The organism is Bacillus carboniphilus (assembly GCF_039522365.1).
Classification (GTDB): domain Bacteria; phylum Bacillota; class Bacilli; order Bacillales; family JC228; genus Bacillus_BF; species Bacillus_BF carboniphilus.
Map to the genome: position 1 here is coordinate 15,231 of NZ_BAAADJ010000053.1, position 14,840 is coordinate 30,070.

General features: G+C 38.5%; 25 protein-coding genes. 21 read left to right on the forward strand and 4 right to left on the reverse strand.

The annotated features are described in order from the left end of the window. The first annotated feature begins 19 nt into the window (after nt 1-19). The 5 genes from ABDZ91_RS15400 to ABDZ91_RS15420 are packed head-to-tail and all read left to right on the forward strand — an operon-like array spanning nt 20 to nt 2,439. Entirely contained in the window at nt 20-766 is a 747-nt protein-coding gene (locus tag ABDZ91_RS15400) for an alpha/beta hydrolase (RefSeq protein ID WP_343800543.1), read from the forward strand. 24 nt (nt 767-790) lie between these two features. Further along, nucleotides 791-1,012, forward strand: a complete 222-nt coding sequence (locus tag ABDZ91_RS15405; RefSeq protein WP_343800546.1) for a hypothetical protein — start codon at nt 791-793, stop codon at nt 1,010-1,012. Between the two features lie 29 nt (nt 1,013-1,041). Next, nucleotides 1,042-1,566 (forward strand): P-loop nucleotide/nucleoside kinase family protein, encoded by a 525-nt coding sequence (locus ABDZ91_RS15410; protein ID WP_343800549.1) that lies wholly within the window; start codon nt 1,042-1,044, stop codon nt 1,564-1,566. A 19-nt stretch (nt 1,567-1,585) separates the two neighbouring features. Next, entirely contained in the window at nt 1,586-2,149 is a 564-nt protein-coding gene (locus ABDZ91_RS15415; RefSeq protein ID WP_343800551.1) for a maltose acetyltransferase domain-containing protein, read from the forward strand. Beyond that, nucleotides 2,146-2,439: a MazG nucleotide pyrophosphohydrolase domain-containing protein gene (locus ABDZ91_RS15420; RefSeq protein ID WP_343800554.1), complete on the forward strand. Its 294-nt coding sequence runs from the start codon at nt 2,146-2,148 to the stop codon at nt 2,437-2,439. The genes ABDZ91_RS15415 and ABDZ91_RS15420 overlap by 4 nt, the downstream gene beginning before the upstream one ends. 21 nt (nt 2,440-2,460) lie before the next feature. Here ABDZ91_RS15420 and ABDZ91_RS15425 read toward each other — a convergent pair whose 3' ends face one another. Further along, on the reverse strand, nt 2,461-2,619 hold the full coding sequence (locus ABDZ91_RS15425) for a hypothetical protein (protein ID WP_343800558.1): 159 nt from the start codon (nt 2,617-2,619) through the stop codon (nt 2,461-2,463). A 71-nt stretch (nt 2,620-2,690) separates the two neighbouring features. Between ABDZ91_RS15425 and ABDZ91_RS15430 the strand changes: the two genes are divergently transcribed. After that, entirely contained in the window at nt 2,691-2,918 is a 228-nt protein-coding gene (locus tag ABDZ91_RS15430) for a hypothetical protein (protein ID WP_343800561.1), read from the forward strand. Nucleotides 2,919-2,932: 14 nt separating this feature from the next. On the opposite strand, the gene ABDZ91_RS15435 is transcribed toward ABDZ91_RS15430, so the two are convergent. Then, nucleotides 2,933-3,421, reverse strand: coding sequence for a hypothetical protein (locus ABDZ91_RS15435; RefSeq protein WP_343800564.1), 489 nt, complete (start codon nt 3,419-3,421; stop codon nt 2,933-2,935). 178 nt (nt 3,422-3,599) lie between these two features. Between ABDZ91_RS15435 and ABDZ91_RS15440 the strand changes: the two genes are divergently transcribed. The 10 genes from ABDZ91_RS15440 (at nt 3,600) to ABDZ91_RS15485 (ending at nt 10,494) form a co-directional block, all read left to right on the forward strand. Beyond that, nucleotides 3,600-4,364: a DUF2087 domain-containing protein gene (locus tag ABDZ91_RS15440; RefSeq protein ID WP_343800566.1), complete on the forward strand. Its 765-nt coding sequence runs from the start codon at nt 3,600-3,602 to the stop codon at nt 4,362-4,364. A 79-nt stretch (nt 4,365-4,443) separates the two neighbouring features. Next, nucleotides 4,444-4,788 (forward strand): ASCH domain-containing protein, encoded by a 345-nt coding sequence (locus tag ABDZ91_RS15445; protein WP_343800569.1) that lies wholly within the window; start codon nt 4,444-4,446, stop codon nt 4,786-4,788. A gap of 28 nt (nt 4,789-4,816) precedes the next feature. Then, the gene (locus tag ABDZ91_RS15450) at nt 4,817-5,695 is read left to right on the forward strand and encodes a hypothetical protein (protein WP_343800572.1); all 879 of its coding nucleotides are present in this window, start codon (nt 4,817-4,819) and stop codon (nt 5,693-5,695) included. Between the two features lie 4 nt (nt 5,696-5,699). Beyond that, a complete protein-coding gene (locus ABDZ91_RS15455; protein ID WP_343800575.1) occupies nt 5,700-6,170 on the forward strand; it encodes a GNAT family N-acetyltransferase in 471 nt (156 codons plus the stop codon). Between the two features lie 17 nt (nt 6,171-6,187). Continuing rightward, a complete protein-coding gene (locus ABDZ91_RS15460) occupies nt 6,188-6,802 on the forward strand; it encodes an NUDIX hydrolase (protein ID WP_343800578.1) in 615 nt (204 codons plus the stop codon). Nucleotides 6,803-7,131: 329 nt separating this feature from the next. Beyond that, nucleotides 7,132-7,659 carry a DinB family protein gene (locus ABDZ91_RS15465; protein ID WP_343800581.1) on the forward strand — a complete coding sequence of 176 codons (528 nt, stop codon included), beginning with the start codon at nt 7,132-7,134 and terminating at the stop codon, nt 7,657-7,659. Between the two features lie 134 nt (nt 7,660-7,793). Further along, entirely contained in the window at nt 7,794-8,120 is a 327-nt protein-coding gene (locus ABDZ91_RS15470) for a hypothetical protein (RefSeq protein ID WP_343800584.1), read from the forward strand. Nucleotides 8,121-8,375: 255 nt separating this feature from the next. Then, entirely contained in the window at nt 8,376-9,305 is a 930-nt protein-coding gene (locus tag ABDZ91_RS15475) for an aminoglycoside phosphotransferase family protein (RefSeq protein ID WP_343800586.1), read from the forward strand. Beyond that, nucleotides 9,298-9,963, forward strand: coding sequence for a hypothetical protein (locus tag ABDZ91_RS15480; protein ID WP_343800588.1), 666 nt, complete (start codon nt 9,298-9,300; stop codon nt 9,961-9,963). The genes ABDZ91_RS15475 and ABDZ91_RS15480 overlap by 8 nt, the downstream gene beginning before the upstream one ends. An 87-nt stretch (nt 9,964-10,050) precedes the next feature. After that, the gene (locus ABDZ91_RS15485; RefSeq protein WP_343800591.1) at nt 10,051-10,494 is read left to right on the forward strand and encodes a DUF5412 family protein; all 444 of its coding nucleotides are present in this window, start codon (nt 10,051-10,053) and stop codon (nt 10,492-10,494) included. Nucleotides 10,495-10,620: 126 nt separating this feature from the next. Here the strand turns inward: ABDZ91_RS15485 and ABDZ91_RS15490 are convergent, their stop codons facing one another. Further along, nucleotides 10,621-11,220, reverse strand: coding sequence for a TetR/AcrR family transcriptional regulator (locus tag ABDZ91_RS15490; protein WP_343800594.1), 600 nt, complete (start codon nt 11,218-11,220; stop codon nt 10,621-10,623). 181 nt (nt 11,221-11,401) lie between these two features. Here ABDZ91_RS15490 and ABDZ91_RS15495 point away from each other — a divergent pair, with 181 nt between their 5' ends. Both ABDZ91_RS15495 and ABDZ91_RS15500 read left to right on the forward strand, forming a co-directional pair. Continuing rightward, nucleotides 11,402-11,809, forward strand: a complete 408-nt coding sequence (locus ABDZ91_RS15495; protein WP_343800597.1) for a VOC family protein — start codon at nt 11,402-11,404, stop codon at nt 11,807-11,809. A gap of 15 nt (nt 11,810-11,824) precedes the next feature. Next, nucleotides 11,825-12,205 (forward strand): VOC family protein, encoded by a 381-nt coding sequence (locus ABDZ91_RS15500; protein WP_343800600.1) that lies wholly within the window; start codon nt 11,825-11,827, stop codon nt 12,203-12,205. A 127-nt stretch (nt 12,206-12,332) separates the two neighbouring features. Here the strand turns inward: ABDZ91_RS15500 and ABDZ91_RS15505 are convergent, their stop codons facing one another. Next, nucleotides 12,333-12,761 carry a DUF2383 domain-containing protein gene (locus ABDZ91_RS15505; protein WP_343800603.1) on the reverse strand — a complete coding sequence of 143 codons (429 nt, stop codon included), beginning with the start codon at nt 12,759-12,761 and terminating at the stop codon, nt 12,333-12,335. A gap of 132 nt (nt 12,762-12,893) precedes the next feature. On the opposite strand from ABDZ91_RS15505, the gene ABDZ91_RS15510 reads away from it, so the two are divergent. The 3 genes from ABDZ91_RS15510 to ABDZ91_RS15520 all read left to right on the forward strand — a co-directional run bounded on the left by ABDZ91_RS15510 (nt 12,894) and on the right by ABDZ91_RS15520 (nt 14,487). After that, complete coding sequence (locus ABDZ91_RS15510) at nt 12,894-13,289, forward strand: DUF1129 domain-containing protein (RefSeq protein WP_343800606.1); 396 nt, start codon at nt 12,894-12,896, stop codon at nt 13,287-13,289. 90 nt (nt 13,290-13,379) lie between these two features. Further along, the gene (locus ABDZ91_RS15515; protein WP_343800609.1) at nt 13,380-13,862 is read left to right on the forward strand and encodes an NUDIX hydrolase; all 483 of its coding nucleotides are present in this window, start codon (nt 13,380-13,382) and stop codon (nt 13,860-13,862) included. 37 nt (nt 13,863-13,899) lie between these two features. Then, on the forward strand, nt 13,900-14,487 hold the full coding sequence (locus ABDZ91_RS15520) for a DJ-1/PfpI family protein (protein WP_343800612.1): 588 nt from the start codon (nt 13,900-13,902) through the stop codon (nt 14,485-14,487). Nucleotides 14,488-14,840: the final 353 nt, after the last annotated feature.

Below are 14,840 nucleotides of genomic sequence, written 5' to 3' on the forward strand. Positions count from 1 at the left end.
TTACAGGAGGATACATAAAATGAAAATTGTGGCACCAAAGCCTTTTATGTACGAAGGTGGAAAAAGAGCGGTCCTTTTACTTCATGGCTTTACAGGAACAACGAGTGATGTAAAACGCTTGGGTCAGTTTTTGCATGAGCGGGGATATACGTGCTTTGCTCCTGTTTATAAAGGACATGGTCAAGATCCACTGGGACTCATTTCTACAGATGCTCAAGATTGGTGGCAGGATGCTGTTAATGGGTACAATCATCTTAAAAAGAGTGGATATGAAGAGGTAGCCGTTGCTGGGGTTTCACTTGGAGGTGTGTTTTCTCTTAGAATTAGCTCCTTTTTTCCTGTAAAAGGCGTCGTTTCAATGTCAGCGCCAGCTCAGAAAAAAAGCAAAGATGATCTTTTTAAAAGAATTATTCAGTATGCGGAGAGGTTCAAAAAGTTTGAAAAGAAAGATGAAGCGTCTATTGCTTCTGAGATGGAAGATTTCAATAAGCTACCAATGGACTCATTGTCAGAGTTACAAGATATTATTGTTGATACAAGAGAAAGACTTTCAATTATACAAGCCCCTGCGCTCATTTTACGTGGGATGAAAGATGATGACATGTACATAGATAGTGCGGACGTGATCTATAACAGTATTCACTCCGAGCAGAAAACATTAAAAAGCTATGAAAATTCAGGTCACATCATCACAACTGGACCCGAACGGGAGTCAGTTTTTGAAGAAGTTTTTCAATTTTTAGAAGGTCTTGACTGGAAAGAATAAATTCATTTGAATTGAGGGAGATCAATGGGATGGTCTGTTGCAAGTCATACGGATTTTAGTGGTCATCAGATAGAGATTGCATTTTTAGCCTCGATTTTTATCGTCATGGCCATTTGGGTATTTTACAACTCTAATCGGTATTTTATGGGGTGGAGCAGACATGCTTTTTGGATTCTTACACTGTTTACAGGTCCACTTGGCCTTTTGGTTTATCTTATTTTTCGAAAAAGGGTAGGATACTATTAAAGTGTTCTCCAGTTAGAAGGGATATTAAAATGATGCAACAAGAAAAACGTTCTATATATATCATATCCGGTCCTTGTGGTGCTGGTAAATCCACGATAACGAAGGAATTTGCCAATAGAATGAACCAAACAATCCTAATCCATGGGGACTCCCTTTTATCCATTTTTGATGGAAAAGAGGAGGAGATAGCTTGGGATGACCGAGTAGAGTTATCATGGAAAAATATACTCGCTGTGACTCGGAATCTCATGGATCATCAATTAAATGTGGTCCTTGATTTCGTTGTGGAGGATGAGCTGCAAACATTTATTGATGCACTATCGGACTATGATGTAGATATTTATTACGTAGTCCTATATGCAGATGTGGATACCCTTTCCCAAAGATTAAAGGTAAGAGGAGACGACTATCTAATAAGTCGGTCCTTATTTTTATTGAATCAGTTAAAAAATGATCCAACCAACAAAAAATTCTTGTATGACACAACAAATAAAACACCCGATGAGATTGTAAAAGAACTAAGTGAAAGCTTCGATCAGTTCAAAGTTCAGTAATCGAAAGAAGGAAATATAGATGAAGACTGAAAAAGAAAAAATGCTTTTGGGTGAAATGTATAACCCTGCGGATTCCGTTTTGTTAGCAGAGCGCTTAAAGGCCAGAGAATTAACACGACTTTTTAATGAGAGTCTTGAAACGGAAGAAGACAAAAGAAAAGGGTTATTGAAAGAGTTACTAGGTAGTACTGGGGTGCAAGTCATGATTGAACCTTCTTTTAGGTGTGACTATGGTTACAATATCCATGTGGGTGAAAACTTTTTTGCGAATTTTAATTGCGTCTTTCTAGACGTTTGCGAAATTAGATTTGGTGACAACTGTATGCTAGCTCCTGGCGTCCACATCTATACGGCGACTCATCCATTGGATGCGGCTGAAAGAAACACCGGTTACGAGTATGGAAAGCCCGTTACTATAGGCAATAACGTTTGGGTAGGTGGGTTAGCTGTTATTAACCCAGGCGTTACCATCGGAGATAATGCTGTGATTGCATCAGGTGCTGTCGTGACCAAAGATGTCCCGGCTAATGTAGTCGTTGGGGGAAATCCGGCAAGGGTGATTAAGGAAATTAAACCAGTATGAAGGCATCTATAACGATTCAACAACTACAAGCGTACATAAAAGAAAAAGACTTTAAACCTGAATTGAAAAATGCTTACTTTCAAAAGTTGATTGAAGAAGTAGGTGAACTCTCCGAAGCTTTGCGAAAGGATAAACGCTTGGAACAACAGGGGACTATTAAAGGAACGATCGAAGAAGAGCTGTATGATGTCCTTTATTATATATTGGCCATCGCAAACATTCACGATATTGATCTAGAGCATTGCTTTCACTTAAAAGAAGAAATCAACCAACAGAAATACAAAAAATAAAAACGCCCATAAAAAGGCGTTTTATTTGTCTTCGTTCCCAACTTTTAAGTCATTTCCCTTATCTAAGCCTGTTGCGTTATTAACCACCTGAGCCACTAAATTGAGCCCTTGGTCCATGGCATTCATAGAGTCTGATTTTTGACCCAATTCTTTTGATTTATTTTCTTCTTTCAACATCATCACCTCAAGCTTTATGGTTTGTAAAAGGGTGTGAAATATTCATTAAGGGGGGAGTAGACATTCTAACTTGGTTGTTTGAGACGTTTTTTGCGAGGAGATATTCTGTATTTACTACAATCCATGCAGGGGAATTTTTACGTGCAAAGGAAAAGCTAATGGCAGCAGGCATTAAGTTTAAAGTTGAAAGTGGTTGCTCGCAGGATATCCGCTTTGCAGCTAGTGTCGGTAGTGTACCGCATACAATCAAAGTATTAAAGAAGGATTATGAGAGAGCTAAAGAAATAATAAAGGGAAATTAAATGGGACCTCTGTTTTAGGGGTTTTTTTTATGTGTAATTAAAATGCCGGTTACAGTTGTTAGTTTGTGGTTATCAGAAAAGATGTGGCGTTTATCCGAAGTCATGAGGTGTTTATCCGAAGTCGCGAGGTGTTTAACCGAAGTCGCGAAGCGTTTATCCGAAGTCATGAGGTGTTTAACCGAAGTCGCGAGGCGTTTATCCGAAGTCGCGAGGTGTTTATCCGAAGTCGCGAGGCGTTTATCCGAAGTCGGGAGGCGTTTATCCGAAGTCGGGAGGCGTTTATCCGAAGTCGCGAGGCGTTTATCTGAAGTCGCGAGGCGTTTATCCGAAGTCGCGAGGTGTTTATCCGAAGTCGCGAGGCGTTTATCCGAAGTCGCGAGGTGTTTATCCGAAGTCGCGAAGCGTTTATCCGAAGTCGCGAGGTGTTTAACCGAAGTCGCGAGGCGTTTATCCGAAGTCGCGAGGTGTTTATCCGAAGTCGCGAGGCGTTTATCCAAAGTCATGAGGTGTTTATCCGAAGTCAGCGACTATGTAAATTTTACAGTTTTTTAGAGAGGAAATGCAAACATTTTTCAAAAACGCTTGCAATATAGCAAACAGAATTATAAGATGTTTATATAAGGGTAAACGAAATGTGCATTTGTTTGCAAATAAAATAACAAAAGGCTGTGGTGTTTATATATGTTAGATGAAGAACTTTTTTGGAATGCTTCGATTGAAGATCTATCAAGAGGTTATCTTTATGACGCTGAAAGTGAACAGTATATTTGTCTCATTTGTAAACAGAGTTATGAGGATGGCGTCATTTATCAACGTGAATCCGTTTTGTTGGAGGCGAAGAAGGCAATTGCCTATCACATTGAGGATGCGCATACCTCTATGTTCGACTACTTGCTTGACATGGATAAAAAATATACGGGGTTATCAGAGCATCAAAAGGAGCTTCTGCAGTTTTTTAAAAGAGGATTAACAGACAAAGAGATTGTAAAAGAAACGGGTGGGGGAAGTACTTCGACCATTCGAAATCATCGGTTTAAATTCAAAGAGAAAGAAAAACAGGCCAAAGTATTTCTAACCATCATGAATGTATTAAAAAATGAGAAGGAAAAAGACAATAGTGAGTTAATCAATTTTCATAAGGGGGCGAAGATGGTGGATGAACGTTACGCAATCACTGTCGAAGAAAGAGAGAAAGTTTTAAAAACGTATTTTAAAGAAGGTCTGGAGGGGCCACTGGATAGTTTTCCAAGTAAGGAAAAAAGGAAAATTATTATTTTACAGCATATTATTAAGAGATTTGAGTTGAACAAAAAATACACGGAAAAGGATATAAATACAATCCTCAAGTCGATTTTTCACGATTTTGCAACCATCCGAAGATATTTGATTGAATATGGGTTTATGGATCGCAGTAAAGATTGTACAGAGTATTGGATTAAGAATTAAAATTTTATATGCTAGAAGCAAGAGTGAATGCGTTCTTTCTGTAAGAACGCTATTTTTTTGAATAAAAGAGGTGGAATACATGTTGCATAAAATGGGTCTGTATGGTGAGTATTTTCAATCTATAAAAGACGGAAAGAAGAAAGTGGAAGTTAGACTGAATGACGAGAAAAGAAGGCAAATCAAAGTTGGGGATTTCATTGAGTTTATTAAGGTACCCGAACAGGATGAATCTTTAAAAGTTCGGGTTATGGAACTTCGAATATACGATACGTTCAAAGAAATGTATGAAGACATACCATTCGAAGCCTTTGATTGCGAAGGTTGGTCGATGGAAGAGATGGTCGAGGGAACGTATCAGATTTACACACGTGAACAAGAAAAGCAGTGGGGGACTTTGGCTATTATTATTTCTCACATGGATTAGAGATTTTTTATATTGGGGATGAAAACAAATGAAGAAGTTAACAAAAGAAAGTTTTCTACGTGCACGTTACTATTTGATGAATCATGGAAGAGATATAGAACAAGCTCTTTTTCGTTTCTATTTTGAGGATGGTAGTAAAGAAGAAGTCATCTCTGTCTTGGATTTTTATCAGGGAGAAAATGGTGGGTTCCGAAACATGGGGGAAGGTGGTTCCCTGATTACAAATGGTATCGACACAACCATGGCCTTTCAATATTTGACGGAAATAGGGGCTAGCGCTAAAGACTCTATCGTTCAAAAGGGTATTCACTATTTTATAGATACATATGATCATGTGTTAAAAGGATGGCATGCTTGGCCAGGTAGAACGAGCACGAGTTGGGTAGATAATCCGAATGCAGAAATAGTGGGTTACTTATATGAATACCGCGAATTAGTTCCTGACGAATTCCTTCATGAAGTAACAGAACAGGCTTTATCCTGTATGTCGACGATTCACACAACCGATGAGCCACATCAATTCTATTTCTTATCGGCTCTTTGCCATTTTCGATTGGCAGAACGGATTGATAAACCCTATAAATCAAGGATTTTAAAGCAGCTTGAAGTGGACATAGAGGACATTATTGAAACGGACGGAAGCAAATGGTCCACTACTTATTGTGCCAAACCGTTCTTTTTTGCTCACTCCCCAAGTAGCCCTTTGTATCATTCTATAAAACCGTATGTCATCCAGAGCCTTGAAAATGAAGTGATGACACAAGGTGTGGAGGGGAATTTTATATTAAATTGGAATGTGGACGAAGCGGGAGATAGGGTTTGGAAAAGTATATGGACCCTTGATGTGTTGGGGGCATTGTACCTTCATGGAATGATAGAAGAAATGGAGTATGTGGAAGTGAAGTGATTGTATGAAGATTAAAAAATGCGGGATAGATTGTTCACCGCCAATGGATTTGTTACTTTTGGCTGATCCATCCATACAGATGGTAGAAAAGTATCTTCGGAGTGGCCAATGTTTTATTGCGGAAGAGTTTGACCGAGTAATGGGTGTTTACATACTAGTTTCAACAGGTAAAGACACCATCGAATTAGTGAATATTGCAGTTGCAGAGGAATTCCAGGGTAAAGGATTGGGGAAAAAGCTCGTGTTGGATGCAGTGGAAAGAGCAAAGTCCCTAGGCTATAAAAAAATAGAGGTTGGGACGGGGAACTCTAGCATAAACCAACTAGCACTCTATCAGAAATGCGGGTTTCGAATCGTAGGGGTAGACTTGGACTTTTTTACGAGACATTATGATGAAGAAATTTATGAAAATGGGATTCAATGTAGAGATATGATTCGATTATCACAGGATTTAAGTGGTCTTAATTTTTCTTAGAAAGTAGGAATCTTCAAATGGAGAGATTAAAGATATTTGATGAAAATATGAACCCTATTGGAGAAGCTTCTCGAGAGGAAGTTCATCAAATCGGTCATTGGCATGAGGTGTTTCATTGTTGGTTTATTAGTAAGGAACAAGAGAAAGACTACATCTATCTTCAGCTAAGGAGTAAAAATAAAATAGATTACCCAGACCTACTTGATATAACTGCAGCGGGTCATCTATTAGCTCATGAAACCGTAGAGGACGGGGTTAGGGAAATTCATGAAGAACTTGGAGTGGAAGTAAGCCTAGAGAAGTTAGAATCTCTTGGTATATTAAACTACAGTGTAACGAAGAAAGGTTTTATAGATAATGAGTTTGCGCATGTCTATTTACATACTTTTGCTGGCGGATTGGATGAGTTTGTTCTGCAACCGGAAGAGGTCGCAGGAATTGTAAAGGCTGATTTTAATGAGTTTTTTCGGTTTTGGATGGGTGAAGTGGATGAGTTGCGGGTTGTTGGATTTGAGGAGAATCAGGATGGACTAAGAATACCAATTGATAAAACGGTTGGAAGAACAGCGTTTGTTGAACATGAGGATGGATTTTATCAGGGGGTTGTGGAGTTAATTCGGGCGAAGTTATAGGGGTAGTGCCGGTTTTGGGATTGCAAGGAGTAAAACGGGAACTAGAGGTACTGAGTATAGCTAGTTTTGTGGAGGCAAGAAGTCAAACGGGAACTAGAGGAGCTGAGTAGAGCCGGTTTTGTGGAGGTAAGAAGTAAAACGGGAACTAGATGCAGCGAGTAGTGCCCGTTTTCTGAGGGTAAGCATTAAAAAAGGAACTAGAAACTCCGAGTAGTGCCCGTTTTGTGATAGCAATAAGTTTCTCCCCAACTTTCTCAAAAAAGAAGGATAAACAGGCTAAATAGGGAATACATTGTAATAACTTTAATCCGTGGAAGAGGGGAACCAGTATGAATTTTAACCTGAAAGAGGCAATAGAGATTCTGGAACGAACACCTGTTACATTGGAAGCATTTCTGTCTGGCTTATCACAAGGGTGGCTGACTGGTAATGAGGGGGAAGGAACATGGAACGCTATTGAAGTTGTGGATCATCTGATTGAATGCGAGAAGACCAATTTTATACCAAGACTTGAATCTATGTTACAGGATGAGGAAAGTAGACCGTTTCCTCCGTTCGACCGTTTTGCACACTTGAATTCCGAGAATGAACAAGCCATTGAAGAGAAATTACATGAGTTTAAAACGCTGAGGAAAGAGAACATTAACAAACTGACCGCTCTCGTACCTTCCGAACATCAATTAGACATGAAAGGGGAGCATCCTGCTTTCGGTGAAGTGACAGCCAGGCAGCTTATCTCTACGTGGACTCTTCATGATTTGACACATATCTCTCAAATTGTACGGGTCATGGCTGAAAGATATCGCGAAGATGTAGGGCCTTGGTGTGAATACTTAGGGGTTTTAAATAAAAAATAATAATCAAATGACACTTCAATGATTGGGGTGTCTTTTTTTCAAATAATGCAGTAAATAATACAAGAAAGAATTGGTTAAATTTTTCAGGTCATAATAAGTAATAACAAGATAGGACCAGGGAAAGGAGACCAAACATGCCAAAGAAGGCTGCTTCAGAACAGGAAGGGACGGAAAAGGAAAAGAATAATGTAGTACCCATAAAAGAAGAAAAAGAAGATCAAATTAAGAGTCTAAATCGTATGCTTGGTGCAGTTTTGGAATATTTATCAGATGATCAGATAGAGGAAATAGATATCGAGTACCTCCTTCAAAACACAAAAGGCTTGCAAGAATGGTGGGATAAGTATCGGGAGCAAAATCGGAAAAAAATCGAAGAGGAAGTAAAAAAGTCCCTTGAAGGCCTTTCCTTAGATGAATTGGAGAAAATCCGGGAACAGATCAAGCAAAAGAAAAGTGATTAAATTTTTAATAAAAGCATTCATTAAAAAGGGATGCTTAATAATTTAGCGATTTTTTAAAAAGTAATTGTGCCTACAAAAAGAGAGCTAGAATATATTGGAATGTTTTCCAGTAATAGAGCAATTTATTACCAATTTTTTGATGTGGAGTGATAGAATAGGAGAAAGAGACGATGAATATAAAAATGACACATGTAAGCCCTGCACAAATAAAATAATGCTGCAGGGCTTTAATTCTAGGTATATATGGAGGTTTCCATGAATCAAACGATCCAAACACTTCAAGAAAATATACCTCTCATTAAAAATGCCACATCTATTGAAGGACTTTCGAAAGGCTTTTCACCTGAACAAAAGTATATAGTGTGTATCCAAGATAGGAAGTTACTTTTACGTGTAAGTGATAGCCACATGTTTAATCGCAAAAAGAGGGAGTTTCAAATTTTAAAGGACCTTTCGGAGGTAGGTGTTCGTACTCCTGAACCACTTGAGGTTGGAATGATTGATAGCTCGGAATTTTGTTATACCCTTTATTCCTTTATGGATGGGATGGATGGTCTTGAGGCGATAAAGAGAATGACGGACAAGGAGCAGTTTGATTTGGGAGTAGAAGTGGGACATGAGCTTCGAAAATTACATGTCTACCAGGCACCGGAATCCGTTGGAACTTGGTATGATCGGGCTATGGCCAAGCATAATCGGTATATTGAAGCCTATAAAACATGTGGAATTCAAATACAACATGCTGAAAAGATTGCTAATTTTATAGAAAATCATAAACATTTACTGAAGAATCGTCCCAATCAGTTTCAGCACGATGATATCCATTTAGGAAACATCATTGTAAAGGACAAACAATATGAAGGTCTTATTGACTTTGGCAACTTTGATTGGGGAGATCCCTTTCATGATTTTGTAAAAGTAGGGCTCTTTCAAAGAGAAATTAGTGTTCCCTTTTCAAGGGGACAAGTGATGGGCTACTTTGATGGCGACGTTCCAAGTGAATTTTGGAGTCTGTATTCCGTATATGTGGCTATGGTGTTGTTTTCTTCCATCGTTTGGTCATTAAAGTCTTCTCCTGAACAAGTAGAAGACATGATTAGAAGAGTGAACATGATTTTAGTTGACCATGATTATTTTAACTTAGTTAAACCAACATGGTTTGAAGGAAGTGATTGTGATGAGTAGATTAAAAGTTTTCTTTTTAAATAGGCTCCATTTTTTAAGGATGGAAGAGTTAGAACTAACGGATCAAACGGTAAAAGAATTTGAAGAACTCTTTGAACGTTATATAAAGAATGGAGAGGGAGGCTTGATTGAATACAACAGCAAAACGCCCAAACATCACTTCCTGAATTACCTCATCGAAAATAAAGGAGTTTTGGTGCACGGCTCAAACCATTCGGCAATTACAACCTTCGAACCAAGAGAGCAGAGCCTTTTTACAGGAAAATCAGTGAAAGCGGTCTTTGCTTCTTCAGATGGAGTGTGGTCGACTTTTTTTGCTTGTATACGACGTGAGGGATATGTAGGCTCATTAAGAAATGCATGTCTTACAGCTTCTACGAAAAAGGGAATTAGACGATACTATTATTTTTCAGTTAATAAGGAACATAAAGGGGACCTATGGACGGAAGGAACCATTTACATTTTGTCAAAAGAATCATTTAAGCAAGGTGGAATCAAGGATGAATGGATTTGTGAGGAGAAAGTAAAACCACTGGCAAAGCTTTCTGTTACTCCTGAGGATTTCCCGTTTATAGAACAAGTGAGCCGGCATAATGAGAAGGATTCAGTGTTGAAAACGATGTTTAAGGTGCTGTTGTTGAACAAGGTGGGGGCGTAAAAGAAGAGAGCCAGAAGATACAATATATTGAGTTTTTATATCACTATTTTTTGGATGTTAGTTACAGTACATATGGTGATTTCAGACATGAATCAAACTTGGTCTTTGGCTCCAAGAGCTCCTATGGTTTGGCTATTCGTACTCACTACGATGATAGTTGGACTTTTTGGTTTCAATGATAGATCAAGTTTGGTAGCAAAAGTTAGAAGTTGGGTTTCAACGGTCCTTTCAAATTTACTTTTGTTGGTCCTTTCCCTGGGGGTTCTGCGATATAATGCCATGCATACTGAGCTAATTAAAACAGTACACTCTCCTGATAAGCAATATACAATCAATTTTTATTTAACAAATGGTGGGGCGATGACTTCTTTGGGAGTATTAGGTGAGTTAGACGGACCTTTATGGTTCTATAAGAAAGTTTTTTATGATTACAGAATGGACCGTGCTGAAGTAGAGTGGATAAACAACCATACCGTTTCGATCAATGGACATTTGTTGGATTTGGGAAAAGGAGAGACATTTAGAGACTAATGTTTTTTTGAAGTGATTTGAGTAATAAGGTTGAGGGCACGTTCTAGCAAGAATGTGCTCTTTTTATATTGTAATGAAAAGAAATAAGCCATTCAATAATTTGAATGACCTATTCTGTGAGCCTACCTAGCCCTCTATATTAAAAATCCGCTCACTAATTATTTGTAAAAACTCCGTCCACTTCTCTTGAAACTCGGGCTGTTCAGGGTTTAATCCTGTTATCATCTCAGTGACCTTACTATACAAAAGTGGATAAATCGTTAAACTTGAAATCATTAACGTAACGAGAGCAGGGTCTATTTCTTTGGGGACTAACCCCATCTCCTGTTTGGATTTCATATCTTCTACGTAGGATTGTAGAACATTACTTCTACTTTCTTCCCCGTTAGAGTTCGAAGGTATTTGATCAATGGCCTCCCAAGCTGTAAACTTCAGAAATTCCATTAAGTGATCTGTGTTGACTTTAAACCGAAATGCTGCAATGTCTGCAGGGTCAGCAGGTAGGATGAAATTAGTAGATGGAACAGAATTAGCAAAATCAGCGATAGTTTCGTTAATGAGTTCATCTTTCCCTTTAAAGTAGTGGTAGATGAGCTGTTTATTTACGTTTGCACGTCTCGCAATCGATTCAATTCTTGCTCCCGTGTAACCTTTTTCAAAAAACTCCTCTTTTGCAGCAGCTAGAATTTTTCTTCTTGTTCTTTCAGCATCGCGTATTTTTCCCATGTCTTCACCTTCTTTGCAAATCATCTGTAAGTTTATCGTAAGTTCTAATTTTACTTTAGTCAAATTAAACTAAACAAATGTAAAATTTTACTTTACAAATGGTAAGTTATATTTTACATTTAAGTTGTAACTTACCGAGTGTAAAGTTAAAAGAATACTGGGAACGAAAGGAGAATGCGTTATGAAAGCTGACAAAGTATTTGTGAATTTACCTGTTAAAAATCTGAATCAAACGATGGAATTCTTCTCTAAACTTGGAGTTGAGTTTGTAGCACAATTCACGAATGAAGATGCAGCTTGTATGAAAATTAACGATCATATCTTTTCTATGCTACTGACTGAAAAACATTTCAAAAACTTTACAACAAAAGAAATCGCAGATTCTACAAAACATACGGAAGTAATCGTATCTCTATCCGCCGAGAGTAAAGACCAGGTGAATGATATTGTAAAAAGAGCTCTTGAAGCGGGAGGGAAACCATCCAGTGATTCTCAGGACCATGGTTTTATGTACCAATGGGGGTTTCAAGATCTAGATGGACATTTGTGGGAAGTTTTATTTATGGATGAAAGCAATCTATCTAAGTAGGTTAGGAGTTGAAATGTGTTTATGAAATTAGGTCAAATCATGCTTTACGTTGATAATCAGGATGAGTCAGTGAAATTTTGGACTGAGATTCTAGGCTTTAGTGTGCTAGCAGAAGATAATAACGGTAATGGGATGAGATGGATTGAGGTTGCCTCATCAAAAGATGCAGGGACCAGTATTGTTCTTCATAACAAAAAGTTCGTAGCAGAAATGGAACCAGACATGAATCTAGGCACACCTTCACTCATGTTCTTTACGGAAGATATTGAACAATTACGAAGCGACCTGTTGTCCCATAATATTACAGTAGGTGAAATTGTAAATATGCCTACCGGAAAAGTATTTAATTTTGCAGATTATGAAGAAAACTATTTTGCTGTTATGCAAAAAGGGTAATTTTCTATATAGAAGAGGTATGTAGAATGAAGCTAGGTGCGGTGGGATCCATCGCTCTTTTTTTGGAGATTGGTAGTGGGGCTTACCTACTTTCAATGAGTTTGAAGTAAGTAAGCTCTGTTTAAAACTAATGAAGCATACTTCGGAGTTCGTCTGCTTGTCTTCGATTCACATCTAAAACTTCTTCGACCAATTGTCTGCTTTCAGGATCTAGGTCCCCACGAACCACTTCTTCTGAATACTGAACACCGTATTCTTCCAATCCCTTTATAGCATCCTGCAGAATTTTTCCGGTATCGTCTGAAAGCATGACTTGATGCATATAGCTATGCATGGATCCTGAAAAACCTTCACTGTCAGCAGGGACTCCACCTAAATCCTGAATTCGTGTGGCCAGTTTCTCTGCGCTATTTTTTATTTCTTGCTGCATGGATTGAAACTTTCTCTTATACTCGGGATCCTTTACCTTCTGGATATAGTGTTCATATGAGCGAATCCCCATGTAAGTTCCTCTTAATAGTGTGTTGAGTTCTTCTATTACAATATCTTTGTCCAAAAAATCACATCCTTCACAGCTATTATGTATTTTGCATCAGAAATTATGTGCCATTGTTTGGAAAAAATGTGTTGCTTCACAAGTTTGTATGATATCGTAAAATTGGAAATGATTTCATGAGGTGAAAGTAAAATGAATACTAAAATCAAACAGGAAAAAATTCAAAAATACTTGTACTTCCTACTTGGCATAGTAGGTGTCGTCTTTGGAAGCATGGCAGCAGCCATTTCTCCGTTTTCTATAAGAACACTCGCATTTATCACCTTAGCAGTTGGTGGACTCATTCAAGTTATAGGTACTTTAATGAAACATGATTGGAAAAAAGTGAAAAAAACATTCAATGGCTTTTTAAGTACAGCGGGCTGGATTGTGATGTTCGCAATCGTATGGGATCACTTGTTTCACGGACTAGCAACGGTTCCGCTTTTGTTACTAATAGTGGTCTATGCTTGTGTTGTGATCGGGATTCTAGTAGGGGTGGGCTTTGTTTGGAGTTTGTTCAAGGGTGGCCGGAAAGTTGGAATGTGAGGATTAAGTTGGAAATGGTAGGTGAATTTGGCTATACGCGAATAAATGTTGGCCATACGCGACCCTGAATAGCGAAAGGAGGAACTAATAATGAGTATGCCTACACATATCGTTGCTTGTGGTGGAATTATAGAAGATAACAAGGGAAATATTCTTTTAGTAAAGACGCATCACGGTGGTTGGGTTTTTCCAGGTGGTCAAGTTGAAGTAGGAGAGAACCTGATAGACGGGTTAATGAGGGAAGTGAAGGAAGAGAGTGGCATTGACATTGAGGTTTCACGTTTGATTGGCGTCTATTCAAATACAGTCACATATAAGGGGTATGATGGAGTGACTGATATACCAACAAAAGTGATGATGGATTTTGTCGGCACTCCCATAGGTGGTGAGTTGACCACTTCCGAAGAGACAACGGAAAGTAAATGGGTTCCCAAAAATGAAGTTCTAGACTTCATAACGGCCCCAGCTATTCAAACTAGATTCAAAGCATATTTAGAATTTACAGGTGACGTTCAGTACATGGAATATGTGACGAGACCTGAATTTACCGTAAAACTAGATAGAAAGATATGAAGCTTTTCAACTAGTGGCACATAGGGGAGGGAATTTTATGGAGCGACGAAAAGCACTACTGCTGGTTTTTACCGGGTACTGCGAATTTGAAGTTTCGGTGGCTATCTCCATGCTAAGAGGAACGCATGACTTACATACTGTTTCAATTGATAAAAATCCTTGTAAATCAGAAGCCGGTTTAACAACTATTCCTGACTATACAATAGATGAAATTGATACAAGGGAATATGACGTCATTATGATACCGGGAGGAGATTTGAAGTCTATTGCTGAAGCGACTAAATTGTTCGAACTGGTTAGATCAATTAGTGAAAATGGAAAAGTGGTTGGGGCAATCTGTAGTGGAGTCTTCGTTGCTGCGAAGGCAGGCATTTTGGAAGATGTACCGTACACGGTCACTCTTTCAAAACAACAAAGGGAATTTTTAGGGTCGTTTCCTGAAGAAACTTTTCATTATAGCCCGACAGTCAAGTATCAAAACATCCTGACAGCACAAGGACATGCTTTTGTTGAGTTCGGCATTGAATTAAATAAGATGCTGACAAATGTTAATGAATCAACGGTTGAATTTTATTTAGGAAAAGGGAATCAGATGATGGAAAAAGGTGTGGGAAGTAGCAACTAATGAGGTAGGAGCCGAATCTTTTTGCTTCGTTTAACTAAAAGACATAGAACGATCCAGAGGGGGTCGTTTTTTATTTGAATTTTGGAGCAACGGATTAAAGATAAGCGGGGAAAAGTTCCCATTGTTTGCGATTCTTAGAGGAAAAGGTCACGATAAAGCGAGAAACGTTCTCTCCATTAACGATTCATAGTGGGAGAGGTCACGAAAAAGCAGGAAACGTTCCCTCTATTAACGATTCATTGCGGAGGAGGTCACGAGAAAGCGAGAAACGTCCCCTCCATTAACGATTCATAACGGAGGAGGTCACGAAAAGACGAGAAACGTCCCCTCCATTAACGATTCAAAACAGATCA

Bases quoted from the DNA above. Each gene is read 5' to 3' on its own strand.
- ABDZ91_RS15400 (WP_343800543.1), top strand. From the start codon at position 20: ATGAAAATTGTGGCACCAAAGCCTTTTATGTACGAAGGTGGAAAAAGA.
- ABDZ91_RS15405 (WP_343800546.1), top strand. From the start codon at position 791: ATGGGATGGTCTGTTGCAAGTCATACGGATTTTAGTGGTCATCAGATA.
- ABDZ91_RS15410 (WP_343800549.1), top strand. From the start codon at position 1,042: ATGATGCAACAAGAAAAACGTTCTATATATATCATATCCGGTCCTTGT.
- ABDZ91_RS15415 (WP_343800551.1), top strand. From the start codon at position 1,586: ATGAAGACTGAAAAAGAAAAAATGCTTTTGGGTGAAATGTATAACCCT.
- ABDZ91_RS15420 (WP_343800554.1), top strand. From the start codon at position 2,146: ATGAAGGCATCTATAACGATTCAACAACTACAAGCGTACATAAAAGAA.
- ABDZ91_RS15425 (WP_343800558.1), bottom strand. From the start codon at position 2,619: ATGATGTTGAAAGAAGAAAATAAATCAAAAGAATTGGGTCAAAAATCA.
- ABDZ91_RS15435 (WP_343800564.1), bottom strand. From the start codon at position 3,421: ATGACTTTGGATAAACGCCTCGCGACTTCGGATAAACACCTCGCGACT.
- ABDZ91_RS15440 (WP_343800566.1), top strand. From the start codon at position 3,600: ATGTTAGATGAAGAACTTTTTTGGAATGCTTCGATTGAAGATCTATCA.
- ABDZ91_RS15445 (WP_343800569.1), top strand. From the start codon at position 4,444: ATGTTGCATAAAATGGGTCTGTATGGTGAGTATTTTCAATCTATAAAA.
- ABDZ91_RS15450 (WP_343800572.1), top strand. From the start codon at position 4,817: ATGAAGAAGTTAACAAAAGAAAGTTTTCTACGTGCACGTTACTATTTG.
- ABDZ91_RS15455 (WP_343800575.1), top strand. From the start codon at position 5,700: ATGAAGATTAAAAAATGCGGGATAGATTGTTCACCGCCAATGGATTTG.
- ABDZ91_RS15460 (WP_343800578.1), top strand. From the start codon at position 6,188: ATGGAGAGATTAAAGATATTTGATGAAAATATGAACCCTATTGGAGAA.
- ABDZ91_RS15465 (WP_343800581.1), top strand. From the start codon at position 7,132: ATGAATTTTAACCTGAAAGAGGCAATAGAGATTCTGGAACGAACACCT.
- ABDZ91_RS15470 (WP_343800584.1), top strand. From the start codon at position 7,794: ATGCCAAAGAAGGCTGCTTCAGAACAGGAAGGGACGGAAAAGGAAAAG.
- ABDZ91_RS15475 (WP_343800586.1), top strand. From the start codon at position 8,376: ATGAATCAAACGATCCAAACACTTCAAGAAAATATACCTCTCATTAAA.
- ABDZ91_RS15480 (WP_343800588.1), top strand. From the start codon at position 9,298: ATGAGTAGATTAAAAGTTTTCTTTTTAAATAGGCTCCATTTTTTAAGG.
- ABDZ91_RS15485 (WP_343800591.1), top strand. From the start codon at position 10,051: ATGAATCAAACTTGGTCTTTGGCTCCAAGAGCTCCTATGGTTTGGCTA.
- ABDZ91_RS15490 (WP_343800594.1), bottom strand. From the start codon at position 11,220: ATGGGAAAAATACGCGATGCTGAAAGAACAAGAAGAAAAATTCTAGCT.
- ABDZ91_RS15495 (WP_343800597.1), top strand. From the start codon at position 11,402: ATGAAAGCTGACAAAGTATTTGTGAATTTACCTGTTAAAAATCTGAAT.
- ABDZ91_RS15510 (WP_343800606.1), top strand. From the start codon at position 12,894: ATGAATACTAAAATCAAACAGGAAAAAATTCAAAAATACTTGTACTTC.
- ABDZ91_RS15515 (WP_343800609.1), top strand. From the start codon at position 13,380: ATGAGTATGCCTACACATATCGTTGCTTGTGGTGGAATTATAGAAGAT.
- ABDZ91_RS15520 (WP_343800612.1), top strand. From the start codon at position 13,900: ATGGAGCGACGAAAAGCACTACTGCTGGTTTTTACCGGGTACTGCGAA.